29 protein-coding genes, 1 tRNA gene and 1 pseudogene are annotated in these 26555 nt (G+C 49.5%); 18 read left to right on the top strand and 13 right to left on the bottom strand.

Translation table 11 applies throughout. The features are described from left to right. The first annotated feature begins 12 nt into the window (after window positions 1-12). Window positions 13-645 (top strand): hypothetical protein, encoded by a 633-nt coding sequence (locus IQ256_RS05220; RefSeq protein ID WP_193854496.1) that lies wholly within the window; start codon window positions 13-15, stop codon window positions 643-645. 65 nt (window positions 646-710) lie between these two features. Here IQ256_RS05220 and IQ256_RS05215 read toward each other — a convergent pair whose 3' ends face one another. After that, the gene (locus IQ256_RS05215) at window positions 711-1028 is read right to left on the bottom strand and encodes a hypothetical protein (protein ID WP_193854495.1); all 318 of its coding nucleotides are present in this window, start codon (window positions 1026-1028) and stop codon (window positions 711-713) included. Between the two features lie 73 nt (window positions 1029-1101). Between IQ256_RS05215 and IQ256_RS05210 the strand changes: the two genes are divergently transcribed. The 7 genes from IQ256_RS05210 to IQ256_RS05180 all read left to right on the top strand — a co-directional run bounded on the left by IQ256_RS05210 (window position 1102) and on the right by IQ256_RS05180 (window position 5828). Further along, the gene (locus tag IQ256_RS05210) at window positions 1102-2082 is read left to right on the top strand and encodes a hypothetical protein (RefSeq protein WP_193854494.1); all 981 of its coding nucleotides are present in this window, start codon (window positions 1102-1104) and stop codon (window positions 2080-2082) included. Between the two features lie 189 nt (window positions 2083-2271). Further along, on the top strand, window positions 2272-2577 hold the full coding sequence (ureA, locus tag IQ256_RS05205) for an urease subunit gamma (RefSeq protein WP_193854493.1): 306 nt from the start codon (window positions 2272-2274) through the stop codon (window positions 2575-2577). A 66-nt stretch (window positions 2578-2643) separates the two neighbouring features. Next, window positions 2644-2961, top strand: coding sequence for an urease subunit beta (locus IQ256_RS05200; protein WP_193854541.1), 318 nt, complete (start codon window positions 2644-2646; stop codon window positions 2959-2961). Beyond that, complete coding sequence (ureG, locus tag IQ256_RS05195) at window positions 2961-3575, top strand: urease accessory protein UreG (protein ID WP_193854492.1); 615 nt, start codon at window positions 2961-2963, stop codon at window positions 3573-3575. Before IQ256_RS05200 ends, ureG begins: the two co-directional genes overlap by 1 nt. After that, entirely contained in the window at window positions 3572-4546 is a 975-nt protein-coding gene (locus IQ256_RS05190; RefSeq protein ID WP_193854491.1) for an urease accessory protein UreD, read from the top strand. Before ureG ends, IQ256_RS05190 begins: the two co-directional genes overlap by 4 nt. 15 nt (window positions 4547-4561) lie before the next feature. After that, complete coding sequence (locus tag IQ256_RS05185; protein WP_193854490.1) at window positions 4562-5116, top strand: urease accessory protein UreE; 555 nt, start codon at window positions 4562-4564, stop codon at window positions 5114-5116. Window positions 5117-5132: 16 nt separating this feature from the next. Continuing rightward, window positions 5133-5828 (top strand): urease accessory protein UreF, encoded by a 696-nt coding sequence (locus tag IQ256_RS05180; RefSeq protein WP_193854489.1) that lies wholly within the window; start codon window positions 5133-5135, stop codon window positions 5826-5828. Between the two features lie 2 nt (window positions 5829-5830). On the opposite strand, the gene IQ256_RS05175 is transcribed toward IQ256_RS05180, so the two are convergent. The 3 genes and pseudogenes from IQ256_RS05175 to IQ256_RS05165 form a co-directional block, all read right to left on the bottom strand. Continuing rightward, entirely contained in the window at window positions 5831-6133 is a 303-nt protein-coding gene (locus IQ256_RS05175; RefSeq protein WP_193854546.1) for a hypothetical protein, read from the bottom strand. A gap of 65 nt (window positions 6134-6198) precedes the next feature. Further along, window positions 6199-6899, bottom strand: a pseudogene (locus IQ256_RS05170) (IS6 family transposase). A 194-nt stretch (window positions 6900-7093) separates the two neighbouring features. Further along, window positions 7094-7167, bottom strand: a tRNA-Val gene (locus IQ256_RS05165). Window positions 7168-7331: 164 nt separating this feature from the next. Between IQ256_RS05165 and IQ256_RS05160 the strand changes: the two genes are divergently transcribed. The 3 genes from IQ256_RS05160 to IQ256_RS05150 all read left to right on the top strand — a co-directional run bounded on the left by IQ256_RS05160 (window position 7332) and on the right by IQ256_RS05150 (window position 10618). Beyond that, window positions 7332-8123, top strand: coding sequence for a DUF1350 family protein (locus IQ256_RS05160; protein WP_193854488.1), 792 nt, complete (start codon window positions 7332-7334; stop codon window positions 8121-8123). Between the two features lie 397 nt (window positions 8124-8520). Then, a complete protein-coding gene (locus tag IQ256_RS05155) occupies window positions 8521-10050 on the top strand; it encodes a flavin monoamine oxidase family protein (protein ID WP_370623347.1) in 1530 nt (509 codons plus the stop codon). A gap of 13 nt (window positions 10051-10063) precedes the next feature. Next, a complete protein-coding gene (locus IQ256_RS05150) occupies window positions 10064-10618 on the top strand; it encodes a RidA family protein (protein WP_193854486.1) in 555 nt (184 codons plus the stop codon). 50 nt (window positions 10619-10668) lie between these two features. Here IQ256_RS05150 and IQ256_RS05145 read toward each other — a convergent pair whose 3' ends face one another. Then, window positions 10669-11619 (bottom strand): aldo/keto reductase, encoded by a 951-nt coding sequence (locus IQ256_RS05145; protein ID WP_228024589.1) that lies wholly within the window; start codon window positions 11617-11619, stop codon window positions 10669-10671. 521 nt (window positions 11620-12140) lie between these two features. On the opposite strand from IQ256_RS05145, the gene IQ256_RS05140 reads away from it, so the two are divergent. Together IQ256_RS05140 and IQ256_RS05135 are read left to right on the top strand one after the other, a co-directional pair. Next, a complete protein-coding gene (locus IQ256_RS05140; protein WP_193854485.1) occupies window positions 12141-13190 on the top strand; it encodes a PstS family phosphate ABC transporter substrate-binding protein in 1050 nt (349 codons plus the stop codon). 149 nt (window positions 13191-13339) lie between these two features. After that, window positions 13340-13666 carry a hypothetical protein gene (locus IQ256_RS05135; RefSeq protein ID WP_193854484.1) on the top strand — a complete coding sequence of 109 codons (327 nt, stop codon included), beginning with the start codon at window positions 13340-13342 and terminating at the stop codon, window positions 13664-13666. An 86-nt stretch (window positions 13667-13752) separates the two neighbouring features. Here IQ256_RS05135 and rmuC read toward each other — a convergent pair whose 3' ends face one another. Next, the gene (rmuC, locus tag IQ256_RS05130; RefSeq protein WP_193854539.1) at window positions 13753-15153 is read right to left on the bottom strand and encodes a DNA recombination protein RmuC; all 1401 of its coding nucleotides are present in this window, start codon (window positions 15151-15153) and stop codon (window positions 13753-13755) included. 100 nt (window positions 15154-15253) lie between these two features. On the opposite strand from rmuC, the gene IQ256_RS05125 reads away from it, so the two are divergent. From IQ256_RS05125 to IQ256_RS05115, 3 genes are all read left to right on the top strand, one after another. Continuing rightward, complete coding sequence (locus tag IQ256_RS05125) at window positions 15254-15958, top strand: Uma2 family endonuclease (protein WP_193854483.1); 705 nt, start codon at window positions 15254-15256, stop codon at window positions 15956-15958. 11 nt (window positions 15959-15969) lie between these two features. Further along, window positions 15970-16632, top strand: coding sequence for a PD-(D/E)XK nuclease family protein (locus IQ256_RS05120; RefSeq protein WP_193854482.1), 663 nt, complete (start codon window positions 15970-15972; stop codon window positions 16630-16632). Window positions 16633-16736: 104 nt separating this feature from the next. Further along, the gene (locus IQ256_RS05115; RefSeq protein ID WP_193854481.1) at window positions 16737-17093 is read left to right on the top strand and encodes a phage holin family protein; all 357 of its coding nucleotides are present in this window, start codon (window positions 16737-16739) and stop codon (window positions 17091-17093) included. A 6-nt stretch (window positions 17094-17099) separates the two neighbouring features. On the opposite strand, the gene IQ256_RS05110 is transcribed toward IQ256_RS05115, so the two are convergent. Beyond that, a complete protein-coding gene (locus IQ256_RS05110) occupies window positions 17100-19463 on the bottom strand; it encodes a Tex family protein (protein ID WP_193854538.1) in 2364 nt (787 codons plus the stop codon). 108 nt (window positions 19464-19571) lie between these two features. Between IQ256_RS05110 and IQ256_RS05105 the strand changes: the two genes are divergently transcribed. Both IQ256_RS05105 and IQ256_RS05100 read left to right on the top strand, forming a co-directional pair. Continuing rightward, entirely contained in the window at window positions 19572-20393 is an 822-nt protein-coding gene (locus tag IQ256_RS05105) for an ABC transporter permease (protein WP_193854480.1), read from the top strand. Window positions 20394-20440: 47 nt separating this feature from the next. Continuing rightward, window positions 20441-21178 (top strand): ABC transporter ATP-binding protein, encoded by a 738-nt coding sequence (locus tag IQ256_RS05100; protein ID WP_193854479.1) that lies wholly within the window; start codon window positions 20441-20443, stop codon window positions 21176-21178. Window positions 21179-21205: 27 nt separating this feature from the next. On the opposite strand, the gene IQ256_RS05095 is transcribed toward IQ256_RS05100, so the two are convergent. The 6 genes from IQ256_RS05095 to IQ256_RS05070 form a co-directional block, all read right to left on the bottom strand. Further along, window positions 21206-22018: a glycosyltransferase family A protein gene (locus tag IQ256_RS05095; protein WP_193854478.1), complete on the bottom strand. Its 813-nt coding sequence runs from the start codon at window positions 22016-22018 to the stop codon at window positions 21206-21208. Between the two features lie 119 nt (window positions 22019-22137). Further along, the gene (locus tag IQ256_RS05090; RefSeq protein WP_228024588.1) at window positions 22138-23409 is read right to left on the bottom strand and encodes a serine kinase; all 1272 of its coding nucleotides are present in this window, start codon (window positions 23407-23409) and stop codon (window positions 22138-22140) included. A gap of 17 nt (window positions 23410-23426) precedes the next feature. Continuing rightward, complete coding sequence (locus IQ256_RS05085; RefSeq protein WP_193854477.1) at window positions 23427-24452, bottom strand: nucleotidyltransferase family protein; 1026 nt, start codon at window positions 24450-24452, stop codon at window positions 23427-23429. Between the two features lie 64 nt (window positions 24453-24516). Next, window positions 24517-25206: a glycosyltransferase family A protein gene (locus tag IQ256_RS05080; RefSeq protein ID WP_193854476.1), complete on the bottom strand. Its 690-nt coding sequence runs from the start codon at window positions 25204-25206 to the stop codon at window positions 24517-24519. A gap of 3 nt (window positions 25207-25209) precedes the next feature. Then, window positions 25210-25662: a PqqD family protein gene (locus IQ256_RS05075; protein ID WP_193854475.1), complete on the bottom strand. Its 453-nt coding sequence runs from the start codon at window positions 25660-25662 to the stop codon at window positions 25210-25212. A gap of 156 nt (window positions 25663-25818) precedes the next feature. Next, the coding region (locus IQ256_RS05070) for a glycosyltransferase family 4 protein (RefSeq protein WP_193854474.1) at window positions 25819-26555 on the bottom strand (737 nt) is incomplete at its 5' end.

Raw genomic sequence — 26555 nt, 5'->3', positions numbered from 1 at the left:
AGCATTGGCTTTTTGGGCCATTCCTTAGGGGCGGCTACCGCTTATTCACTAGCCGGGGCTAATATTAATTTTGAGCGGCTACAAGCAAACTGCGAGAGCATGGCGATCGCGCTCAATCCGTCGCTTTATCTACAGTGTCAGGCTCGTTTTCTGCCAGCTCGACCTCATTCGCTAAAAGACCCACGCATTAAAGCTGTGATTTCGGCCAACGGCATTGCTTCTACGCTCTATGGCCCAGAAGAACTACAAAAGGTAGAAGTTCCCTTACTGATGGCCTCGGCCATTGACGATGTCGTTGCGCTGAGTCTCTTAGAGCAAATTCACCCCTTTTCTTGGCTAGGTTCAGAAGAGAAATATCTGGCCGTTATGTCTGATGCCAGTCATTTTTTCTTTACGTCTGGAGAAGATACTGACATAGTTTCTCCGCTGACGCAGCCGGGCGCTGAGGCGTTGGCAGAGTTTGTTTTAGGCGGTTATCGTGAGGTTGGGTCAGCGTATTTTGAAGCGTTGAACTTAGCTTTTTGGAACGTGGAGCTGAAGGAAGACAAAGCGTATTTGCCTTATCTGAGCGATCGCTATGCCCAGCAGCTCAGCGTCGATCAAGTGCCTACGTTGAGCATAGTACGCGATATTTCCGACGAATAGCTATTCGGATAGAATCGAATTGAATAGCTCGAAAGTAAGCGCTGTCAATAAGTCTTTCTCTGTAACTACTCAGGCTTATAACTTGATAAGTTACAGTGGCTGAGGTAGCTGGGGTTCAGGAACATAGCTTTCCCATCCGTATGTCTGCTTTGGCTGCTGCGTTTTTTCAAAATGAAAACTTCGCCATAGTCTCCCTCAGTGACAATATCATCGTCAGTTGACCAGTCGGCGTTGTGCTGAACAACATAACAAAACATCGCCGCAACTTCCTCGCTGTCATACCGCTCCAACGCTTTAGCGTAAGGCAAGCGAAAATTGAACGGCAAAGAAATCTGAGAAACTTCCTGCCGACGGCGATTAACAAATCGGTAGTACTGGGCCATCTTCTGAAACGCTAGAGTCCATTACTATTAAGCAAAGCACAAAAGAGTAAGAAAAGCGCAGAAGAGGTCGCTCATGAAAGAGTCAACATCTGTAGTTTTTGATCCTGATTGGCGCGATGATGTTTTTGATTGCCGGGCGCTCGAAATCTCGCTAACGCTGCCTGTTCCGACGCCGCGTGATGGTGATATTTGGATCGAGGTGCGAGCCACACAGGATGAAACTATCTTTGGCCAGCAGCATACATACAAACCGTATCGCCGTAAAACAGTTATCTTGAAGCCCTCTGAGCTATCTCAGCGGTTCACGCTATTAGACGAAAATGGGAGAGCGATCGCGTCTGATAGCAGTATCGCCTCAGCCATTTTTCCACCCAAAGCCTGGATGAGTGACTCAGGCGAAGAGCGTTGCATGATGCTAGCAGCAGCAAAGCTCGCCAAGGGGCATGTTTTGATTGGCGGTTTAGGATTAGGCATCTATCCTCAGTTCGTGCTGGCACTTGGGCGTCCTATCGGCTCAATCACAATTGTCGAGTCTGACCCCCAGGTGATTGAAATTGTTACTCGTGCTTGGTTGGAGAAAAGGCCAGAACAGAACAAAAATGTCAAAATTGTGGAAGCAACAATAGAAGACTACCTTTCCACTACAGAGCAAGTGTTTGACACCATCTATCTAGATACTTGGGATGATGCAGACCCACGGCTCTTGGCCTACGTGAATGAGCTGATTGGGCTCGCATCTCCTTGTTGCTTACCTGGCGGTACAGTTCGCTGCTGGGGCTACGCCAGCATGGTTGATGCGTTTATAAAAACGGCGAAGGCACTGACTCAGCAGGGATTTCCTTGGGCTAGGTATAGTTTGGACCCTGCACTGCGGGCATACGCTAGCTGGTTGGAGGGTAAGGAAGGTCATCTGTCAGAGGCGGATATTGAGCAGGCGGCTAGAACCTGTGCGTTGACAACTAGGCAGCCATTGATTGCATATGAGCGGCATCGTTGCTTTTCAATGATGGGGAATTCTCGGAGTGAAGCGCTACGGAATGCGGCACTGTCGTAAGACAATTTCTGTAAGATCGTGAAAATTGACTTGATTAGCAAGCTGGATCATCGTTATCTAACCATAAGAAGTTTGAGCTGTTCGTATTACTCATGGTTGGATAACACATCAAACATAACTTATCTTTAAGGCGTATCGGCTTATTCAAAAACTGATAGCATTAAAGCCACACTAGCGATAGAAGAACTTATGTTATTGTCCCCGCACGAAAAAGATAAGATGCTGATTTTTACGGCTGCGCTGGTGGCCGAAAGAAGAAAAGAAAGAGGTGTAAAGCTCAATTACCCAGAGACTGTGGCCTATATTTCGGCGGCAATTATGGAAGGGGCGAGAGATGGCAAAACCGTCAGCGAGCTGATGAGCGAAGGCAGAACTTGGCTAACACGCGATGACGTGATGGAAGGCATTCCAGAGATGGTCGGCGATGTGCAAGTGGAGGCAACTTTCCCGGATGGAACAAAGCTGGTAACGGTTACAAATCCGATTGCCAGTTAAACCGCCAGTTAAATTGTAATAAGGAATCTAGAAATGTACAAGGAAAACACAGTAGCGCCAGTGCCCCTGGTTCCAGGGCAGATTATTCCGGGTGGCTCAGAGATGGTTGAGCTGAATGCGGGTCGTGAAATTGTGACGATGGTGGTGAGTAATGTGGGCGATCGCCCGATTCAGGTCGGCTCTCATTTTCATTTTTATGAAGTGAACGATGGCTTGCAGTTTGATCGCGATCGCGCCAAAAAGATGCGTCTGAATATCACCGCAGGCACCGCCGTCCGCTTTGAACCGGGTGACGAGAAAGAAGTTGAGCTAGTGCCCTATGGCGGCAGTCAAGAAATATATGGCTTCAATGGTAAATACAACGGAGCGAGCTTAAAAGAATAATGGCCAAATCATCCGCTCGTCTTGGCATTGGTGGCCCGGTCGGCAGTGGCAAAACTGCCTTAATTGAGGGCATTGTGCCGCTATTGCAGGCACGCGGCGTCGAAGTGGCTGTGGTGACTAATGATTTACTCACCACAGAAGATGCTGACAGGCTCAAGCGCAAAGGCTTTCTGGGCGCAGATCGTATTGTTGGAGTAGAAACCGGGAGCTGCCCGCATACCGCTATTCGTGAAGACCCGACGATGAACCAGCTAGCTATTCAAGATTTGGAGCTGCTGTATCCTCAGCTCGATTTAATTTTGATTGAAAGCGGCGGTGATAATTTGGCGTCTACGTTTAGCTACGAGTTAGTCGATGCCTATATGTTTGTGATTGATGTGGGTGCGGGGGATGATATTCCCCGTAAAAATGGGCCGGGGTTTGTGCAGTCTGATTTGGCGGTGGTGAACAAAATAGATATTGCGCCTTATGTAGGTGCGGATTTGGATTTGATGCGATCACAATCTGCTCAATACCGACAGGGAAAACCTGTGGTGTATACCAACTGCAAAACCGCTGAAGGGCTCGATGAAGTGGTTGATTTTATTCAAAAAACGCTGTTGTTCAACTCATGACGATTCCAACAACCCTGACGCCAACCTTGCCACCAACAGCGCTCAATCAAACGGACTTGACTCAAACAGCAATAGCGCGCACCACTAAAAAAGAGGCAATGCCTACGCAGCTCGCTTTAGAACTAGGCTGCAACGTCGCTGAACAGACTGTTCTTCAAAAATGCTATATGGCCTATCCATTAAGCGTTTCTTCACTCTTCAGGCGAGAGAACGATAGCTTAAAAGAAGATCAGTCGAAGCGAGCTTACCTATACCGAGTCAATACTTCGCCAGCGCTCTTAGCAAGAGATTCAATCGGCGTAAGGATTCAGCTCGCGCCAGGAAGTCAGCTTTATCTGGCCGATCAGTCTGCGACGAAGGTGCATAGAATGCCTGACTTGGACGCGCAGGCGACGGTTGACTACAGCGTTAATCTAGATGCAGGTTCAACACTTGAGTTTTTGCCCGAGCCGCTGATTTTGTTTGCCGACTCGGCGCTGCGGCAAACGACTGATATTACAATGCACCCTGACGCTGGACTCTGCTGGGGAGAGGTGGTTTTACCCGGACGGTTGACGAGAGGGGAAGTGTATCAGTTTCGCCGCTATCTGAACAAGACGACGATACGACTGCCTGATGGCCGCTTGCGGTTCGCAGAAACGATGAATTTGACTGGCAAGGAGAATCGGTTTGTACAAAGTCCTTTGTTTGCCAATGCGCCTGTATTGGGGACGCTAGTTTTGGTGCTGCCGAGGGTAATTGCTACGACGGCAGCGCTTAAAACGCTGAGCGAACAGGTTGATGCGATCGCCCATGAGAGCGCCCAGAAAGCCACTTCGCTCAATCTTGCTAGCTCTGTTCTACCAGATGGCCAGGGATTGTTTATAAGGGTGATGGCGAAAACCACCCGAGAGATTCAATCTTGCTTTAGGCAGTCGGTGGACTGTGTGCGATCGCTTAGAGAACAGAATCCATTACCCTACAGGCTATAGGCCGCTAGAGAAAGCATGACTGTAGAAACCGTATTAGCTGAAACTTACTTAGGCAACGTTGGTGAAAGTGACGAACTGGCTCAGCGAGTGTTGCGATCACAAAAAGACGGCCTGTGTTTAGAGGTGACAATTGGGCGGAGCGATCGCGCTAAAGGCAGGATCTTGGTATCGACCGAGTCTGGTCAGCAGGTCGGTATTAGCAAAGGTCGCGACTGGTCACTGAAAGAGGGTGACGTGCTAGCAGCTCAGGAAGATCGCCTGGTTCGGGTAAGCATTGAATCGCAAACCGTGATTGCCTTAAAGATTGCTGAGAGTGAGCATAATGACCCGGCAGCGCTGATCCGCTTGGGGCACGTTTTGGGCAATCGTCATTGGCCAGTTGTTGTTCAAGCGCACACACTTTACATTGAGCTAGCCGCTGACGCAGCACTGATAGAATCCACTTTAAAAGAAACCGTAGCCCGATTGAACATTAAAGGATTGCGTCTAGAGCAGGTTGAGAAATCTGCTCAAGAGACTTTGGACTTTCACGAAGATAGCCACACAGACAGCACACATCACCATCATTAAATCCATCCTTAGACATATGTCTGACTCTCTCGATCAACAGCTGGTGCTTATGCAGCTAGCCGACTCTTTTTTCCCGTCGGGGGCTTACACACTTTCTCACGGATTGGAGAGTTTGGTACAAAGCGGTGCGGTCAAGGCGGCTGAGGATGTCGAAGGCTTTGTGCAGCTGCTGCTGTGCAACAAGATTGGGCCGATGGATTTGGTGGCGATCGCGCACACGCACCGCGCTAGCCAAAACAACAACATGCAAGCTATTAGAGAGATAGACGCGCGTTTGTTCGCTCAAACACCGATAGAACAAACGCGCATCACTCAGCGAAAAAGCGGACGCGCTCTACTAATGGTCGCTGGGAAAACTTGGCCGCACGTGCAGCTAGAGACTTTAGCAACAAACACGGCTCAGGGTGAAATAAACTGCCTTCAGCCCATTATCTTTTCGGTGGTCGCTCGCGTTGCCGGACTTTCTTTGCAATCGACAGTTCTAGCGTTCACCCACGGATTTGTTACGGGCTTGCTCGGGGCGGCGATCCGCTTAGGCGCAGTAGGCCACCTAGAGGCACAGCAAATCAGGCTAAGGCTCGCCGCCGATATGGCCGCTATTTGCCAGGATTGCGAGCAGCAGTCGCTTGACGATATGTGGTCTTGTACGCCGCTAATTGACTTAGCTCAGATGAGACAGGCCAAGCTTTCGCGCCGATTATTTGCGAGCTAGCATTAAGGAAACTGCATTAGCTCACTGACATCGGAAGAAAACTTGAGTTCACCTCTTTCTTTCGCAGCTAAAGCGGCTTGATATAGCGAAGCGCGGATGCATTCGCACTTCGCTATGGCACTTTGCGCTATGGAACAAGAGGTGTAGCCTTTCGTGGTGTAGCAAGCAAAGTGCGGAAAGCTATAGTTCTGATATATTTCTTCTCTTCTTTCTTCTCTTCTTTCTTCTCTTAAATACTGCTCCAGCAACAAATGAATTTCTTGCTTTTCATCTATGGACAAACCTTTAATGACTTCGACTGGCATTGTCAAGTTGGGCTCGATGAGCTGATTTTAGGACAGCTTCATTCAGGAAGTACCCTCTGATCGGACTATGCGATCGCACTTATCTCTGTCAGAGATCGCCAACTTTCGATCCGTTGATGCATCGTTTCTCTGTATTCTGAAGCCGACTGTTTGTGCTGGTGAGGATGGAAATGTCCGCGTATCGGTTCAAAGGCGGACAGAAAGCGCTGTGCCTGCCCCACCGATTTGAATCGACCCATTCGCCGTTCTCTAACTCGGGTGGGTCGGTGAGAATTCTCGGCTCTATTGTTCAAGCCCTTATGCTGTCTATGTTCTATACCCTTCAAGCTATCCTTTTTGGCAGCGCCGTAACGCTTGAGCTTATCGGTAATGATGACTCTGGGGGCGAAGCCGGTCGATTTGAGTAGCTTGCGGAAGAATCTGTATGCAGCCGCTGTGTTGCGTCGGCGCTGCATTAGGATATCGAGCACGACACCATGCTGGTCAACGGCCCGCCACAAGTAGAATTGCTCCCCCTTAATTTTGATGACGACTTCATCGAGATGCCACTTATCGCCTGACTTTGGCCGCTGCTTACGGATCTGATTTGCATAGCCTTGAGCAAATTTGAGACACCACCCTCTGATCGCTTCATAGGTAACCGTGATGCCCCGATAGAGCCTCATTTTCTCGATGTCACGGAAGCTTAAGGGAAAGTGTAGTACAGCCAGACACAGTAGCTGATGATTTCGGCGGGGAAGCGGTGGCCATGGTAAGGATTAGTCATGAGCGAGCTTCCCAAAGTCAGCAGCTTACAGTCAAATCTAGCCAACTTGACAATGCCCTGAGCCATGCAAAGAGAAAAAGGAAACTCCCGCTCAATATAGACTAAATCAGCGCCTAACAGCCGTAGTCAGGCGCTTTTACCTTCTCATAAACAGGCGCTAACAAAAAAACCAACTTTCAAACGGTATTAAAAAATGGACGTACGCCGACTCGAACGGCGGACCTCATCGATGTCAACGATGCGCTCTAACCAACTGAGCTATACGTCCTTGGGGTTAGCCTACACAGGCTTCACTGTAACAGTGGCTCTTGAATATACCATAGCTAGATCGATAGAGGCAAGGCTTGATTAGCGATCCGTCGGCGCTCAGTAGGTGAGGCGCTAAGTCACTAAAATAGAGCTATTGATAGGGTTAAGGCATTCTAGATTTCTATGTTTTGGCAAGAGGTTTCTGGCAACTGGTTTTTGGTCCCTGAACGGCCTAGGGCGATTGTTCACTTTTTGGGTGGGGCTTTTGTGGCGGCGGCTCCGCATCTGACGTATCGATGGCTGCTAGAGGCACTCTACACCGAGGGCTATGCGGTGATTGCAACGCCGTTTGTGAATACGTTTGATCATGGCGCGATCGCATCGGAAACCCTCACGACCTTCAACCAAGGTCTAACTTTCCTCCGCAAACAGCGCCCGGAGCTACAGGATCTGCCTATCTACGGCCTAGGTCATAGCATGGGCTGCAAAGTCCATCTACTGATTGGCAGCACGCTCTTAGCCGCAGATGAACCGCCTCGCGCCGGCAATATCTTGGTCTCGTTCAACAACTTCCCGGCGCGCAAGTCTATTCCATTGCTAGAACAGTTTACGCAGTTCGTCCCTGATCTGCAGCTAGAGACCCGTTTAGAATTTGTTCCTAGCCCAGAAAAAACCTTAGATCTAATTACCACCCAATACAACACCCCTTATAACTTGCTGCTAAAGTTTCGCAGCGATACTATTGACCAAACTCGTCCGCTCAGCGACGTTTTGGTCAGGCGGTTCCCCAAAACGACGACCGTTAGAATCCTAAAGGGTACGCACACCACGCCGATTGCCCAAAATGTTCAGTGGGAAGCTAATAGTTCATTTAGTCCTTTCGATGCGATTGGTCAGTTTGTAAAGCAAGAGTTCTACAGAGACATTAAGCAGTTGAAGACAGAGATCTTGTACTGGCTCGCAGGAGAACAGTGACTATCTCTTTGTCAGAGCGTATTTCACCTAGGATTGAGCTTCCAGAGTTTAGAGGATAGTCGCGACGCTACTGCCTGGTGATGTATAGCTAGCATCGGATGGATGCTCATAGAGAAGGCTACGCCTACGTACGCTAGCTGACTACTTTGCTCTTTCATGGCAAGAGTTTCTAATCTTAGAAAGTGTGTGGAGCAAAGGGCGAACGCTATACGCCACATACATTCTGTATAATTTCAGTCGTCTAGTAAACAGTTTTTCATTTTCTGATCTCATAACCTCTAAGTTAGGTGATTTGTTGGAGATCTTGCTTATGCCGCTCCCTCCCTTTTGTTCAGGAGGTTCCGCTTCGAGGCGTAGATTCCTCAAACTAGTGGGTAGGGCAGGGGGAACTGCTGCTGTGCTCACAACTATGAAGGAGATGGGCTTACTAGCTCCTGCCGGGGCTACCAGTAAGCCAGCGTTGCAGGCGCAGCAAGGGAATGGCACTCGCGTGGTGATCCTGGGCGCAGGGCTAGCGGGGATGACAGCTGCCTACGAGCTGAGGAAAGCAGGCTTTGACTGCCAGATTTTGGAAGCCCAGGATCGCGCTGGCGGTCGGTGCCAAACAATTCGAGGCGGCGATGTCCTCACCGAAATCGAAAGCTCTCAAACCTGTTCTTTTGACGAAGGTTTGTACTTCAATCCTGGCCCGGCGCGTATTCCTTATCATCACACCGCTGTACTAGGCTATTGCAAAGAGTTTGGCGTTCCGCTAGAAGTCATTGTCAACGAGAACAGGGCAGCTTATTTTCAAGATGACAAAGCTTTTGGGGGGCAACCAGTTCTCAATCGCCGGGTAGTTAACGATAGCCGAGGCTACATTGCTGAGCTGTTAGCAAAGGCAATTAATCAAAAATCTCTCGATCAAGAGATCTCTGATTTAGATCAAGAGCGGCTGATCAGCTTTGTCAAAAGCTTTGGAAGTTTGGGTAATGACTATCGCTACGCAGGTAGCTCGCGAGGCGGCTATATTACGGGGCCAGGAGCCGGAACTGTCGTCGGAGAAGCTTTTGAGCCACTAGGTCTAGCAGCATTGCTGAGTTCTGATTTTTGGGACTACAAGCTGCACTTTGGCGAAGGCTATACCCAAGCAGTAACGATGCTAAGGCCTGTCGGGGGCATGGATAAAGTTGCTCAGGCTTTTGCGGCCCAGATCGGAGAGCTGATTGAGTACGGTGCTGAAGTCAGCCAGATTAGAAGAACGCCCGAAGGCGTCAGAATTATTTACAGCGGCTCAGATGGAACAGAAAAGGCGCTAGTGGCAGACTATGCTATCTGCACGTTTCCGCTGTCAGTACTAGCAGAGATAGATGCTGACTTTTCACCAGCAGTACAGGCCGCCATTGAAGCAGGTGGCAGCAGCTACGCTAAGGCGGTCAAGGTTGCTTTTCAAGCAAATCGCCGCTTCTGGGAAGAAGATTACAACATCTATGGCGGTATTTCTTGGACGGAGAAAGACATTACCCAAATCTGGTATCCGTCTAGTGGTTTTCAGAGTAGTAACGGGATTGTTGTAGGTGCCTACATCTGGGATAATCCGATCGGCGAAAGGTGGGGCCTACTGTCGCCTGTAGAGCGCCTGGCTAAGGCGATTGAGGAAGGCAGCGCTATTCATCCTAACTATGACGAGGAGATTTCAGCAGCGCAGGGGGTCACAGTTGCTTGGGAGAAAGTTCCGTTTAGCAAAGGTGGCTGGGCCGAGTGGGAAGATGAACAGCGAGAGGCTGCTTATCAGATACTGCTACAGCCGGATGGCCCTATTTTCTTGGCGGGAGAGCATTTGAGCTATTTGACTGGATGGCAAGAGGGCGCGATCCAGTCAGCGCTGCTAGCTGTAGAAGGCGTGGCAAGCCAGGTAGCTCAGACAGGCTATAGTCATATTTCTTAGGAGGATTAGTGTCATGTGGTGGAAAAAAGTTGTTTTAGGCGTGCTGTTGGTTGTGGGTCTGTGTCTAGGTTTGGTTACAGGCGTGTCGGCTCAAGACACAGTTCAAGACCCAATTCAAAACACAGTAACAGAGGCGATGCCGGATGTGGTCAGATATCCAATTCCTGGTTCGGATTTTCCCATTTCTCAAGCGGTCGAGCTACCGGCAGATGCTACCTTGGTGTACCTCAGTGGACAAGTGCCGTCTGTGGTCGATGAGACGGTTGAAGGAAACACAATTGCAGCATTTGGAAATACAGAAACTCAGACCGTGACCGTTCTTGAAAAGATTCAAGGCATTTTGACCAGTCTAGAGCTAACGATGAGCGATGTGGTAAAAATGCAGGTGTTTCTAGTCGGCGATCCAGAGATGGATGGCATCATGGACTTTGCCGGGTTCATGTCAGGCTACACTCAATTCTTTGGTACAGAAGAACAACCCAACTTGCCCTCGCGATCGGCCATGCAAGTAGCGGGCCTGGCAAATCCCGGTTGGCTAGTAGAGATCGAAGTAGTGGCTGTCCGTTAGGACGTTTCTAGCTAGCAGAGCGTTTTTGGCTGATGAGGATGACCTTGATCTTATGACCAAAAGTCTTCTCCCTCATAGGTGACGCCAGGAAAATACCAACTGCTGACGCTGACGTAGCGATAGCGGATGCTGATATTATCTAATGCGGTTCTCGCTTCAGCAGAGAGAGAATGTTCGGCGGCAGCTAGATTTTCAGCAATTCGCTCAGCATTTGTAGATTTTGGAATAGCGATCGTACCTCGATCTATGGCCCAGGCAATCAGTAGCTGAGCGGGAGAGAGGTTCTCTTTACGGGCGATCGCAATCACATCTTCGTTTTCTAACAGGGGCGGCTCGTCTTTTGCCTTCATACTAGCGGGGCGATCGCCTGACCCTAGAGGTGAATATGCCGTCACCTGAATGCCCTTTTCTCGGCAGTAGTCTAATAGCTCGTTTTGAGGATTGTAGGGATGCATCTCTACTTGATTAACTGCTGGCACTACACCCGTTTCTGCAATCACCTTTTCTATCTTCGAGCGACTAAAGTTCGAGACACCCACGCTTTTAACCAGACCTTTCTCGCGCAGCTGCACCATTGCTTCAAACGTTTTAGACAGCGGCAGTTCACCCAGTGAGTAAAAGTCTTCAGGCTGATTGTGCTGCGATTTTTCCGGCTTAAAGGCAATGGGCCAGTGCATTAGGTAGAGATCGAGGTAGTCTAGCCCAAGCGCGTTTAGACTCTCTTGGCAGCCTTTTTCGACCGCTTCGGGCTGATGAAAGCTGTTCCATAGCTTGGAGGTGACAAAAAGAGACTCGCGGGCGATCACACCCGCTTTCATAGCCTCGCTGATCCCTTCTCCTACTTCCTGCTCATTCTGATAGATCCAGGCAGCATCGACATGGGTGTAGCCAACTTTCAACGCTTCTGCGACTGCTTTGCTCACTTCACCTTTGGGCGATTTCCAAGTGCCCAAGCCAAAGACAGGCATAGTATTTCCGTCATTGAGCGTAACTGTTTTCATAGGCTTATTTGTCTATACTTCGTCGATTTTCCTACAGGACGCTCAGTCCAGCAACGATCAAACTAGAGCCTCTTCGCTGATTGATCAACTTCCCTAAGGCATACTTTCGTCTTGGCAGTTTAGTTACCCGAAAAGTCACCTGTAATTGCAAGCCCGATACCGACGAGCACTGAAGTGTTTTTATAGCCAAATCTTCTTTATCGTTATCATTGAGACACCTGGCTGACTCTATTCCCTAGTTCTTCCCAAAGAGGTAGAAGACTATTTAGATACAAGAAAATTTGTATTCTTCTATACCCTACCCACTGTTGTCAATACTTCTGAAAGTCCTATTTCAGCGGTATTTCAGCTATCTTTTCCAACGGCTATGCTCGAAAACTTGTGTATACTCTTCATTACTTGGTCGAAATCGTATGATCTGACTATTTGACTAAGTGTTTTAAAATATCAGGCGGTCTTCCCGCACATGATATTTTAGTTAATCTTTATCCAGTTGACATTCACTCAGGGGTGTTGCAGCTATGAGAAAATCTTACGGCAGGTTCGCTATTTTCCTTTTGGGTCTTTCAGCTACTGTGAGTTGTTCTACACCTTCGACAACGCCATTAGCAGACAGTGCCCCTCCCGATGTAGAGGCGATCGCCAGCAGCGCGCCTTTGAGCATAGACGGCTCTAGTACGGTCTATCCGATTACGCTAGAGATGGCAGAGCGCTTCAAACAGGCAAAGACAGATAGTCCCGAAATTTCTGTCAATTTCTCAGGAACAGGCGGAGGATTCGAGAAATTCTGTGCGGGTGAGACAGATATTAGCGATGCGTCTCGTCCGATCAGCCTGCAAGAAATGGCAGCCTGTAAAGCCAACGGCATTGAATACATCGAACTACCCGTCGCTTTTGATGCGCTGACGGTTGTGGTCAATGCTGAAAATACCTGGGCCGAGGAGATTACCCTCGCAGAACTTCAAACCCTCTGGCAGGCTGAAGCTGAGGGCGAAATCACCCGCTGGAACCAAATTAGAGCGGACTGGCCCGACGAACCTATCGCGCTCTATGGTCCGGGTGAAGACTCGGGCACGTTCGATTATTTTACTGAAGTCGTCATTGGCGAAGAGGGGGCAAGCCGCACCGACTACACCGCTAGCGAAGACGATGACGAGCTAGTTGAAGGCGTACGCTCAGAGGTAAACGCGCTCAGCTACTTTGGCTTTGCCTACTACAGGGATGCCGAGAAGAGCCTAAACGCGCTGGCTGTAGATAGTGGTAACGGCCCGGTCGAGCCAACAGGAGAGACCATTCGTTCGGGCGAATATCAGCCGCTTTCCAGACCGCTATTTATCTATGTCAAAGCGGATGCGCTAGAAGAGAACCCGGCGCTGAGCTCATTTGTTGAGTATTATCTGGCGAACGCTCGTACCGTAGTGGATGATATCGGCTATGAGCCGCTGCCAAATGAAGTCTATGCGATCGCACTCGATCATCTCACAGAACGTAAGGTAGGCAGCGTGTTTGCAGGCAAAGCCCAGTTTGATCTAACGATTGAGCAACTGCTAGAAAAAGAGGCTGCTTTTTAAGAGGCTAGGATAGTCGTAAAGGGGTCAATAGATGAGAGAAAAGGTGGCTTAGTATGAGCTGGAAGTTGAAAGCTGCGTTTTTCTGCTATCTAATAAACTTCTTTATTGTTGTTATTTTCGCTACAGTGTATATTTTTCGCTCGGAGTTTATGCCATATCATGCTGTTGCGGTTGGGCAAAATTGGGCCGAAGTTGCTCCAGAGTATAAGATACTCATACTAGCACTGATGAAAGTGGCAGGTGGTGGTTGGTTGGCAACGGCATTTGCCACGGCGGCACTTCTGTTCATTCCCTTTAGAAAGGGTATGCGATGGTCGTACTGGGCTCTTCCTGCCGTTGGGCTACCCGCTGCTCTCACGTCACTTTATGCAACCATCTACGTGACTCAAAACACCCCTGCCTCACCACCGTGGATAGCTGCTGCTGTTGGCACAATATTGCTAGTGTCTGGAGCCATCTTTTCCGCGATACCCTAACTCCACGAAAGAGGGTGAAGAATGCGTGGGCATGCCTTCTATGAAACACTGCCTTCTATGAAACACTATCGTGACTGACAACCTCTTCAGGCGTCCTCTTCAGAAGCTATCGACTGCAGATGCCGGGGCGATCGCACCACTCCTTCCACTTGTTCAATCTCATCCCCGCCGCCTGCACCTAGCTCTTGCAATCGCCGCGCACTTACCAAGACTCTTCCTTCGAGCGATCCGACCGCCTTATTAAAGTTATCCACTGTCGAATCGAGACCTTTTCGCATTTTTTGCATGTGCCGCGCAAAGGTTCGCACCCGGTCATATAGCTCTCTCCCTAGGTTACTGATGGCCTGAGCGTTCTCAGTCACCTTCTCCTGCTGCCAACCATAGGAAACCGCCTTTAGCAGCGCAATTAAAGTGGTTGGCGTAGCCAAAATTACCCGCTGTTCAATGCCAGCTTCTATCAAGCTTGGATCTTGTTCTAACGCCGCGCTAAAAAATATTTCTCCTGGCAAGAACAATACAACAAACTCTGGCGTAGGCTGAAACTGTTCCCAGTAAGACTTTTGGCTAAGCTGACTGAGATGGCGGCGAACTTGCTTGGCGTGATCGCGTAGTTTGCTAGTGCGATCGGTTTCATCGACCGCTTCTAAAGAGGCCAGATACGAGGATAAGGGCGCTTTGGCATCGACCACAATCTGCCGCGAACCCGGCAGCTGCACTAGCATGTCAGGTCGCAGTCCAGAGACTTGAGTCACTTGCTGAGTAAAGTCGCAGTGCTCTGACATCCCAGCAATCTCGACGACTCGCTTTAGCTGAATCTCACCCCAGCGACCGCGTACGGTCGGCGATCGCAGTGCCTTTGCCAGGTTCGCCGTCTCCTTTTGTAGCTGGCCTTGACTGATCGCCAGTGCCCCAATCTGCTCAGTGAGCCCGGAGTAGGCCGCAGCTCTTTGACTTTCTAACGTCTGTAGATAGGTTTCTACCTTAGTCAGAGACGATTTCAGCGGCTGAACGACTTCTTCTATCGCCTGTTGCTTTAGTGCCAAATCTCCTTTAGCAGCCGTCTGAAACTGGCCTAAATTAGCTTCTGCCAGCTTTAAAAAAGACTGATTATTAGCCTGCAAAGCCTCCGATGAAAGCGCCTTGAACGTGTCGCTAAGCTGCTGTTGAGCGGTAGTTATTAGAGCGAGTTTTTCAGCGCTCTGCTGTTGGACTTCGCTGAGCTGAGCTTCTAGGCGGGCTGTTTTGGCAGCAGCTTGGGTCAGTTGGGTTTGATAGTTGGTGAGATTGCGATCGCGTTCCCGGATCTCCTGTCGCAGTTCTTCTAGCCGCTGATCTTTTCCCCGCAGCTGCTCTACCATACTGGCCCGCTCAGCTACTAGGTCATTTTTTGTCTTTTCTCTAATCGTCTGCATCCTAGTACTTAGCAAGAACCAAACAATTCCGCCACCTAGCAGACTACCGCCCAAGAGACCCAGAAGAAGTTGCATCGCCACAGGTACAGGTTTACTAACGAAGCCTACCACTCCTAACGGCGAAAAACACATAGTAAAGCCAGTAGAATAGAGATGGTTTAGCAGGCGGTATGCTGTGGTAACAATTTCCACACGGATTGACGAACTTAAAATTGATGATTTTGATGGAGAGCTGACGCAGACAGTTTGTCTACCTAATATCGGCTGGCAAACCTACAAGACAATGCTGAGAGACATGGGCGATGATCGCTCTACTCGTATTGCCTATAACCAAGGAATAGTAACGATCAAGATGCCTTCCAAGCTGCACGAAATCATCAACAGATTGCTAGCTCGCATCGTCACAACGCTCACAGAAGAACTCGACCTTGAGGTGATCAGTATTGGTTCAACCACGCTAGACCGCAGCGATCTTCAAAAAAGTGCAGAACCTGATACAGGTTTGTATATTCAGAACGCAGATCAGATAGAGGGATTGAATCCTGATATCCCACCAAACCTGCCACCAGATCTCGTTATCGAGGTCGATATTACTAGCCCGTCTACTCAGCGAATGATTATCTATCAGGCGCTAGGCGTGCCTGAAGTATGGCGATATACCAAGCGAAATGGCGTTGTTATCTACCACTTGCAAGCAGGTGGACAGACGGACGGTCAAACCAGCGGCTATTACATCGAATCGGCCCGCAGCAAGGCGATTCCTCAGCTCAGTGCAGATAGGCTCAATCAGTTCTTGACCCAGCGGCAAACTCAGAGCGAAAACAAAACCATTCGTGATGTCCGCCAGTGGATTCAGTCTTTGGAACAGTCTTCGGATTAGAAAGTCTTTTTATGCTTGAGCTGCCCTATTACAAAGCCAAACAGGTTTCTGTCGATCGCAAGCGCCATTACGAGATAGAAGGAAACTGCTATCCAGGTATTACGACGATTCTTTCGGCTACTAAGCCCTATGAAGAGAAAAAGAGACTCTGGGACTGGCAAGATCGTATTGGCAAAGCAGCGGCTCAAAAAATCACAACAACATCAGCTCGTTCGGGTACTCGAATCCACAAGATTATCAAGTCGCATCTAAAACAAGAGTCCTATCAGCTACCAGAAGGGCTAGACGGCTTTTGGCATTCGATTGAGCCGGTGCTAGCTGAGATTGACGAAGTGCTGCTAATCGAGGGAGCGGTATGGCATCCGCTAGAGTTTGCGGGCTACCCAGATGCTGTGATGATGTATGAGGGCGAGCTGTGTGTATGCGATTGGAAGACAGCACGCAGACCCAAGCAGCTAGAGTGGATTAGCGACTATTGTATGCAGGTAGCAGCCTATTGCTATGCGGTGAATTGGGTATATCGCGATACGGGAATTAAGATAGAAAAAGGAATGATTGCGATCGCCCTAGAAGATCACCCTGCTCAAATATTCACCCTGGGCCCAGACGATCTGTTCTACTACTGGCGAAACTTTCAGCAGCGGCTGAGACAATACTATCGGCAGCGCGGCTAGATGAATCGGCAGAGCAACATGGGCAAATCAACATCGGCGAATCAGATAGGTCAAACTGCGATCGCCCGTGTTACACTCCCGATAACTTGAGAGGATCTAGTCTCATGCCCTCACTGATTGCCATCTGGATTGCCACGACCATCACTTTTATCATTTTGACTAAGCTGCCCACAGGTATTGAAGCCGATAGCTTTGGGAAAGCGGGACTTGCGGCGCTAGTGTTTGGCCTGCTCAACGCGCTGACTAGTTGGTTTATCAACAATACGTTTGTCAATTTTCTAACACTGGGCATGGTGGCGTTAGTCGGCAACACTATTCTGTTCGCGCTCTCTGCCTTTCTAGTCCCAGGATTTAGGCTACGCAAAGGAATACTCAGTGCGGCGCTCGGTGCTCTAGGGATCATATTTATTAACGGAATTGTTTTAGTGATTGTGCGAGCAATTATCCCAGGCGCGTCGTAGAAGTTCTCAGGGTCTACGGCGATTGAATTTGTTCTTTAAGTCTTCTGGATTGAAAGTGGGCTGACTGGATTTGTTCTGCTGGCTAGATTTAGGACTGTCTTTGCTAGGCTTCTTTTTAGGGACAGGTTTCGTGGTAGGAACAGGCTTAGGCTGCTGGGCGGAGCGATCGGTTTGCCCAGGGCTAGCTTTTTGTTGGGTCGCCTGGTGCCCGCTCACCTGTCCGCGACTGTCTAACCGCATACTCAGGCCAATCCGCTTCAGCTTCTCTTGAATTTCCATCACCTGAACTTTCACCACCTGACCGACCTGCACAATCTCTTTTGGGTCGCTCACATAGCAATCGGCCATCTGCGATACATGCACCAGGCCATCCTGGTGAACGCCGATATCTACAAACGCTCCAAAGTTGGCCACGTTAGTCACTACGCCTTCTAGCACCATGCCAGTACGCAGATCGCTAATCTCGTTCACGCCGCTGGCAAATTTTGCGTAGGTGAACTGGGCTCTAGGGTCTCTACCTGGCTTTTCTAGCTCACTGAGAATATCTTTTAGCGTCGGTTCGCCGACTTCCTCGCTGACGTATTGCTTCAGCGATAGCTGCTTAAGCTTGTCTCCGGCCCGAGGAATTTCTTCTAGAGGTAGCTGTAAGTCTTTAGCCATGGTTTCTACCAGGCGATAGCGCTCGGGGTGGACGGCAGTATTGTCTAGCGGGTTGTTGCCGTCTCTAATTCGCAAAAAGCCAGCGGCTTGTTCGTAGGCTTTGGGGCCAAGCTTGCTGACTTTGAGCAGGGTCTTGCGATCGCGAAACCGGCCAACCTCATCTCTAAAGCTGACGATATTGTTCGCCACGCTCGAACTCACACCCGACACATATTGCAACAGCTCTCTCGACGCGGTGTTCAAATCGACGCCGACATAGTTCACACAGCTTTCAACCGTATCATCTAGCTTTTGCCTCAGACGCTTTTGATCAACGTCGTGCTGATACTGACCAACGCCGATAGATTTAGGATCGAGCTTGACCAGTTCAGCTAGCGGATCTTGCAGGCGACGGCCAATGCTGATAGCGCCGCGCACTGTGATATCTAGATTGGGAAATTCTGCGATCGCACTCTCACTGGCCGAATAGATAGACGCGCCCGACTCACTCACCATAATTTTGATCGGCGGCTGGTCTAGCGGCGCGAGCACTTCCGCCACAAACTCATCGGTTTCGCGACTAGCGGTGCCATTGCCAATGGCGATCAGCTGAATGCTGTGGGCCGCAATCAAACGAGTCAGCGTGGCAACTGCCTGCGATCGCTGCCCTGCGCCTGTATGCGGATAAATCGCCTCGTATTCTAGAAACTGCCCGGTCTCACTGATAGCCGCCACCTTGCAGCCCGTCCGAAAGCCCGGATCGATGCCCAGTGTCGGCTGCATGCCCGCTGGCGCAGCTAGCAGCAGATGACGCAAATTTTCAGCAAAGGTTTGAATCGATTCCTCATCCGCCCAGGCTTTCTTCTCAGCGATGACTTCATTGGTCAAGGCTGTTTTCATCAGTCGATTGAAGCCATCTTTGACCCACGCCGCATAGAAACTACGCAGCGTTCGATCGGTGCTTCGCAGTTGACTCCCGAGCAAATAGTCCAAAACCTCCGCCTCATCAAAGCTCAGCGATAGCTTCAGCACGCCTTCTTTATCACCTCGCAGCAGTGCCAGCAGATTGTGCGAGGCCACCTTGCTCACAGGCGTCTGATAGCTGCGGTACATCTCGTATTTGGTCGTCCCTTCTGGGTGAGCCGATTTGATCTTGGACGTAAATAAGCCTTTACGCAAGAAAAATTGACGCACGTAAGCGCGTAGTGTGGCCTGCTCTGCCATCGTCTCTGCCAGAATATCAGCAGCGCCTTGGAGCGCATCGTCAGTAGTGGGGACTTCGTCACAGAGGTAGGGCTGTGCGATCACCGACAAATCCGAGACAGACTGACCGCTTTGGTTTAGCCGAGCGATCGCTTCTGCTAGCGGTGCTAACCCTTTTTCCCTGGCGATGGTTGCTCTGGTTCGGCGCTTAGGCTTGTAAGGGAGATAGAGATCCTCTAGCTCCGTCTTACTTTGACAGCGCTCGATTTGGGTCTGCAAGGCTGGGGTAAGGGCATCTTGCTTAGCAATCACCTCTAAAATAGTCTTCTTTCTAGCTGCCAGCTCTGTCAGATAGTCATACCTTTCGGCGATTTGCCGGAGCTGAACTTCGTCTAGCTCACCCGTTCGCTCTTTTCGATAGCGAGCGATAAATGGCACCGTTGCCCCTTCAGCAAATAGAGCTAGCGCAGCCTCTACCTGCGTTAGCTGAACTGAGAGTTCTTGAGCGATCAGCTTAGCGGCGTTCATAGCGTTTGAAGTGGCATTGGCTCGAATTTTAGCATTCCGCCAAAAGGCAGGCCAAAAAAAGTTATTAGTATAGCTAGCGTGCGGACGCATACTCAATTCAAGAGGGCTATGCCTAAATCGAAAAGATACCATCGACAAACAGCTCAGCGAACCCAGAAAATTAATCAGCCCGCTCTGAATCAGCGGATTGACCTATTTACCGGGCTAGTAGATAGAAGTCTAAAGCTGCTGTACAACCGCTCGATGCTAGGCATCGCCTGGACTTTGATCAAACCGCTGATGCAGCTAATTGTGTTCGCGATTGTATTTGGTTCAATCCTAGAAGGTGGCATTCCTCGGTATGCCTCTTTTATCTTTAGTGGATTAATCGCTTGGACTTGGTTTCAAACATCGCTCACAGAATCAGCCGGGTCCATCGTTCAAAACGACGTGCTGATCCGTCAGCCGGGTTTTCCGGTGGCTATTCTACCTATCGTCACGGTGACCACCGGGCTCATTCACTTTCTCTTTTCTTTTCCCATACTCATATTGTTCTTGATTATTGACGGCGCTCGTCTGACGCCCGTGCTGCTGCTACTGCCGATTATTCTGACTATTCAGGCCGCTCTAATCACCAGTTTTGCCTATGTGCTCGCGGCTATCAACGTCGCTTTTCGCGATACGCAGCACACGCTCAACGTCCTCTTGCAAATGTTGTTTTACCTCTCTGGCATTTTCTACGAAGTTGACTCGATTTCAGAGCCCTATCGGACAATTGTCGTGCTTAATCCCATGGTGCATATTATCAATGCCTACCGGGCTGTCTTTATAGAAGGCGTGCAGCCTGACTGGATGGCGCTAGGTGCGATCGCACTACTTTCAGCAGCACTCTTGCCAATAGGGTACGCTATCTTTCAACATCAGAGCTTTCGATTTGTAGAAGATCTGTAGAACGATAAATCTATAGGCGTAATGAGCAGGCGTAATGAGCAGACGTAATGAGTGAAGTTTTGATTGTCGAAGGCTTAGGAAAGCGCTTTAGGCGCTATCACACCTACAGACCTCGAACCTTTATGCAGGTAGCTCTATCGGGGCTAAAGAAAATGCAGCCATTAGACAGCTTCTGGGCGCTACGAGAAGTCAGCTTTGCCGTATTACCCGGTGAGGTGCTAGGCGTGCTGGGGCGCAATGGCTCAGGCAAATCGACCCTGCTGCGATTGATTGGGGGCGTGGGCCGAGCAGAAGAAGGAAAGATTTGGGTGAACGGACGAATTGGCGCACTGTTGGATATGGGCGCGGGCTTTCACAACGATCTGACTGGTCGAGAAAATTTGAACGTAAGCGGCCTAATTGCTGGGCTTTCTAAGCAACAGGTTCGAGAGAAATTTGACACAATTGTTGAGTTTGCTGAGATAGAAGACTTTATCGATAGCCCCATGCGAACCTACAGCAGCGGTATGAGGATGCGACTAGCCTTCTCGATTGCGATTCATAACGATCCTGATCTGCTGCTAGTAGACGAGCATCTATCGGTAGGTGATATCGGCTTTCAAACCAAATGTATGAACAGAATTGAAGCAATGAGAGCGGGTGGCTGCGCGATTGTGCTGATTTCTCAAAGTCCCGATCAGATTGAAACGGTGTGCGATCGCGCTATTCTACTCAATCAAGGCAAGATAGTCGCTCATGATCTACCGGCTAAAGTAGCTGCCCGCTATAGAGACAGCCAAAACTAGAACAGCCAGAAGAACGCCCAGAATGACTTAGCCAGGAACCGTTGAAAAGCCCATATAGTCAGTCCAGGTAGCCGATTGGGCCTCAATAGATTCGGCTAATTGGGGCTGCGATCGCAGGCGATCAATCCTTCTTTTGTAGATTTTAAGTAGGCCATAGTGAACTAAATTCTTTTGCGCCAGCGTCATATTTTCATCATGCTTACGATAGAACAAAGAGACTTCCGGCAATAGCACTTTCTGGATATTGAGTTCCCAGGCCCTCGTAAACCAGTCTGTATCCTCGTTGTCCCACAGTGCCTCATCAAACAGACCCACAGTATCAAAAACAGATCGCCTGTACACGCAGCTACCGAGATTAATAAAGGGATAAGGGTCAAAGACAGGCTCGAACAGTAGCGGCGAAGGCCGATCTGTTGAATCTGTTGAACGATCTTTTATTTGATCTACAGGCGATATCTTAGCCTGCATTCGTTGGATCAGTCCCTGCACAATATCAACATCGGGATGCGCGGCTAGATAGCCCACCTGCCGATTGAGCTTATTCTCAGGCCAGAGATCGTCTACATCTAGAAAGGCGATCGCTTCTCCTTTGGCCAGCTTCAAACCCTGATTACGCGCCGCAGACGGCCCCTTATTATTCTGATAGAAGTAGTGAACTCTTTGACTCGTTTCTCTCTCAAACTGTGAGACGATATCGGCGGTGCGATCGCTCGAACCATCATCAACCACAATTATCTCCACAGGCTCATACTGTTGCGATTGAATATTCTTTAGCGCTCCCAACAGAAACCTTTCACCGTTATAAACAGGTAAGACAACGCTGACAAGGAGGGGATTCAAAAGGCTAGGTAAAGTGTCCATTAGACTCTTCGCGTCTTATTTTATGAGCAATATAGTTTCGAGAGCCAAAGCTTAAACCGCCAAGCAGCAACAGATGCCTCTCTTCGAAGGGAAGCAGGCTAGCTGTCATTAGCGCCGATGCTGATAGCCTCTGCATTCAAATCTTCTAACAGGCAAGAAATAGCTTTAGGAATCTGTTCAATCTCTGTACCTAGCTCTAATGCATAGCAGGGTAGCTGCCTGGCCAGATCAGCCATCGTGCCCATCGCATTTTTTCCTGTACCCGAAAGCTGAAACAACGTACTAGGCGCGAGCGCTTTCAGCCCAGCTACTGTCGATGATTTGATGATATGCGTGTCTTTCTTTCCGGTAATTTTGGGCACCAGTATAGCGCGCAGCGGAAAGCCAGAGATAATTTTGTCAGGAAAGTAATCTTTGAAGAAGAAAACAGCTTTCTCTTCCTCAAGCTCTGCCTGATTACTACACATATGTGCTAGCTGCGGCAGTCTTTCAAAATCTTTTGCGCCCTTTAGCTTCCCTGTGCAGTATAGACTGTAGGCGTAGGGTTCAGGCTCAGTGGCCACTAGGCAGTAATCGTCGCCGACATAGCTCAGCTCAGAACTCAGGCAAGACAGCGCCGAGGTTGATTTTCCAGAGCCACCCTTAGCCGCAATCAAAACGCCACCAGCAGGCATGCCTACCGCTGCCGCATGTACATACTGACGCTGATGACGGCCTAGCCACCAACTGAGTATCACCTGGAGCGGCGAGCTTTTGTCCCAATAAGGCAGATCGGCTTCGTCTTTAATCCAGTAAAGGGCAGTATTCGTCTGCCAATCTAGCATGCTAAAAACATTGGCACCTAGCTTGAGCGATGCCAGAAAGCGATCGTTGCACAGCGGTTTAATATTCTGTCGCCCGTCTAGATACTCGTGCCAGTACCAGTGAAAGATTTGAATAAAAACAGGCAGCAGCCCTGGCAACTGCGTTTTAGTGGAGGCGCTATCCCAAATGCAAATCGTTAGCTCAGGGTCAGCAGTTGGTGAGGTTTCTAGATGGGCGATCGCCGGAACGATATGATCTAACATAGCGGCGCTGGCAAAAGATAAACAGATATTGTGATCGCCTATCCGAAAGAATCTTTTTTGCAGGTGGGTCTTTTCAGCCGCCTGTTCAAACGCAGCTCTCAACAGCTCAAAGCACTGATAGCTATCATCCTCATCAAACTGAGCAAAAATCTCTTTGTTGTGCAACTGCCAGGTCATCGTATCAATGCCGATCACTTCTAGCAGTTGGAACATCCAGTGGACAGTCTCTACTTTCAGCTTACTCTCTATAGCTTCTATTCCGGTTTCTATTCCCATCTTATTGTCATCTTCTATCCCAGACATCTTCTATCGATCTCTTTTCAACGACTTATATCTTTCCAGCGCTGCCTCATTTTCACCAAAGCGGCTTTGGCTCTCAAAGCGCGTTCTTTTGGCAACAGCGCATAGGTCAATAGCTCGTGATAAGAAATTGCCATTCTACGCAGGTTAGGCAGTACCCAATCGGGGATATCTAACTCAAACAATTGTTGTAGCTCGACTAGCAAATAGCGCAGAGGCAAAATCATCTCATATCGCTGGGCCTGACTCAGCAGTCTTATCCAGTCATCTGTGGCCGTAGCCGAGTCAACTATGACGTTTACCATCACAGCCGCATCCGCCAACACCACTATGGGATACGGATCAGGCGATCGCCGCTGTTTTGTATAGTCATGGTTCACTATTACCGATAGCGCTAATAACTGATCGACTGGGCTGAGCGATCGCACTGGAATATTGCTGAGTTGGCAGGCGATCGCGTTCTCCCAAAGCAGTCTATCAGTATAAAACTGCGGCGATGACCAGAAGAGAGAATTGTGTAAAAACAGAGAAAAATAGTCTGGATCTCTAAACCTAATAGGCTGCCACAGGCGATCGCCCTTTTGTGGCGGCAGCGCGTCTGTCTGCCAGCCTTGCTGCTTCAAAACTTCAAACGCGAGTCGCACATCATCTAGCGATACCTGCAGATCAAATCGCTCTATCAAGCGCGCCCCAGCATCAGAATAGCAGCTAGCCACCAGGGCCAAGTCCCTGCGTAACAGCACCTCAACATCAGCCGAGCGCAAGGCAGCTAGCAGATTTCTCAATGGCTTCATCCGTAGCTGGTTGGCATACCAGGTGCGCCGATAGATCCCTTTTAGCCGGGACATATGCGGATCGCTAATCTGATGATGAGCCAAATTGACATACAGCGCGCTCAAAACATGATAAGAACTCGTCTCGATCTGCTCTATATCCACTTGGTCACGCCAGCGCTGCCATGCAGCAGTCGCACCGTTCTCTTCCATTAGAGCCGCCTGTAGCAAGTGTTTTTCACTGAGGCTCAGCGGATAGTAAGCTGATGACATATCACACGGTATACAACGAAAGCAGTATACAACTTTAAAAAACGCGGTCGCTAAAACGCCGGGCTCAAGCTCGCGTAGCAGCGCGTCGTCTATCTATAGAAGCTTTCAATAGTCGAGTTAGCTGCGTGTTGCTCTTGGTTTTCCTGCCCTTGTTTCCCAAATGCAGCCGTCTGTAAGCAACCAGCGTAGGCAGCATATGCGATCGCAGTTTGGCTTCTGTAGCATGGGCGTACCAGTCTACAAACTCGCTCATACGCTTGCTAGGATCAAACAATCCAATACGAGAGAAGGCAGCTTTTGTAATCAGCATGGCCGACGGTAAATACCCTGCCATCGGTGAGGGTGGACAGCTGATCTGACGTTGCTCTATCTCGGTAAGTTCCGCACTGCGAAACTGCTCCACTAGGCCAAAGACAGCTTCTAGTTCGAGGTGGCTACTCAATACCGCTACCTGCTGAGAAAGCTTATCACTAGCCCAGTAATCGTCTGCGTCTAGAAAAGCAAGCATATTGCCTTTGGCTAGCTCAACACCGCGATTGCGGGCAACACTAGTGCCGCTATTTTCTTGAAAAACGTAAGTCACTGCTGGGCCATAGCGCTGTGCGATCGCCGCTGTTTGATCGGTTGAACCATCGTCAACCACAATAATCTCAAACGGCTGATAGTCTTGAGCAAGAACGCTATCGATAGCTTCTGCTAAATAGCAGCCGTTGTTATACGCCGGAATGATTACGCTAACTATCGCCTTCTGCATAGCCTATACCTCAGCCGCTTTGGCAGCAGGCCAGCCAGCATCGGTATCTACTTCATGAATAGGGTCTAGCAGCAGCAGCTCCTGCATATCGTTGAACTTCTCTAAAATAGGCGGTTCATACGGCAGGGGTGTGGATGCCTCTGCGGCTGTAGGAGGTTCCGAAGCGGCAGCTTCAGTGGCGGCATTCTCGGCAACTATCAGCTTCTCGGCCAACAGTTGTTTGAGCAATAGATCGGTATCTTTGGCAATAGTATCGTGATCGCCCTCAAACTTCCGCGTCAGGTCACTGACTATCTGCTCGACTCCGCAACCTAGCTCAATTAGACTCCAAGCCTCAGGTGCAGCACCACCTAGGCTGTAATAAGTGCCGGTCGAGAGGCTAACCGCCACCGTTTCACCGTCAATTGTTTCGCTAACAACGTCAGGCTCGTTGATTCTAAACTTGGTAAGTGACATAGGCTGTTGACTTTCTATCAAACGATAGTGAACAGAGGCTCGGTGGTGCTTAATCACAAGATAAGCTGTTGTGAACCTAAAATTAAGGCCAATCTTACACCAGCACCCATCATCACTCCAAATAATCGGTGTTACGGACATCTCGGGGGTAGTTCGTCAGGGGTAATTCGTCAGGGGTAGTTCGGGCACGACCTGCTGAATCAGCTGAAGATAGCTAGCGACCATTCTTTCTTCTGTAAAGAAATGCTCGGCTCGGCGTTTAGCAGCCTTTCCCAACGCTTCACGACGGTCTCTATCAACGCTCAAGGTTTCCAACGCCTCGACTAGTCCACTTACCGTTTTTTCAGTATCAATATTCGGATCGCTAAGTAGCACACCAGTCTGTGCCAGCTCTTCTGGAATACCGCTAATTGCCGTAGCGACAACAGGTAGCTCTTTTGCCATCGCTTCCATAATCGATAGCGGCATTCCTTCAAAACGGGATGGCAGCACAAAAATATCCGCTGCATCTAGCAGATCAGGAATATCCGAGCGTTCTCCTAGAAATTTAACCTGAGCCCCAGCGCCTATCTGCTCGACACTTTGCTTGAGCGCGGCTTCTGTTTGTCCTGTGCCAACCCAAACAAAATATAGCTGTCCCCAAAGCGGTGTTTGCCTAAGCCGCTTGATGGTCTCTATTTGATGGCAATAGCCTTTTTCAGGCATCAGCCGCGCGGTGGTCAGAGCAACGGTAGCCTCCATCGGAATAGCCAGCGATTTTCGCAGGTACGATCGCCGCTGCCAGTCACGCTGAGCAAAATACGCCGCTGAGCGCCCGTTATAAATCACCTCACCGATATCGGCTGGTAAATTAAAGCGATCGCGCATCAACTGTAAATTGGACTGTGACACAC

The sequence above is a fragment of the cf. Phormidesmis sp. LEGE 11477 genome (assembly GCF_015207105.1).
Taxonomy (GTDB): domain Bacteria; phylum Cyanobacteriota; class Cyanobacteriia; order Phormidesmidales; family Phormidesmidaceae; genus Phormidesmis.
Note: the sequence above shows the minus strand (reverse complement) of the source record. Positions and strands in the feature narration are given on the sequence as shown.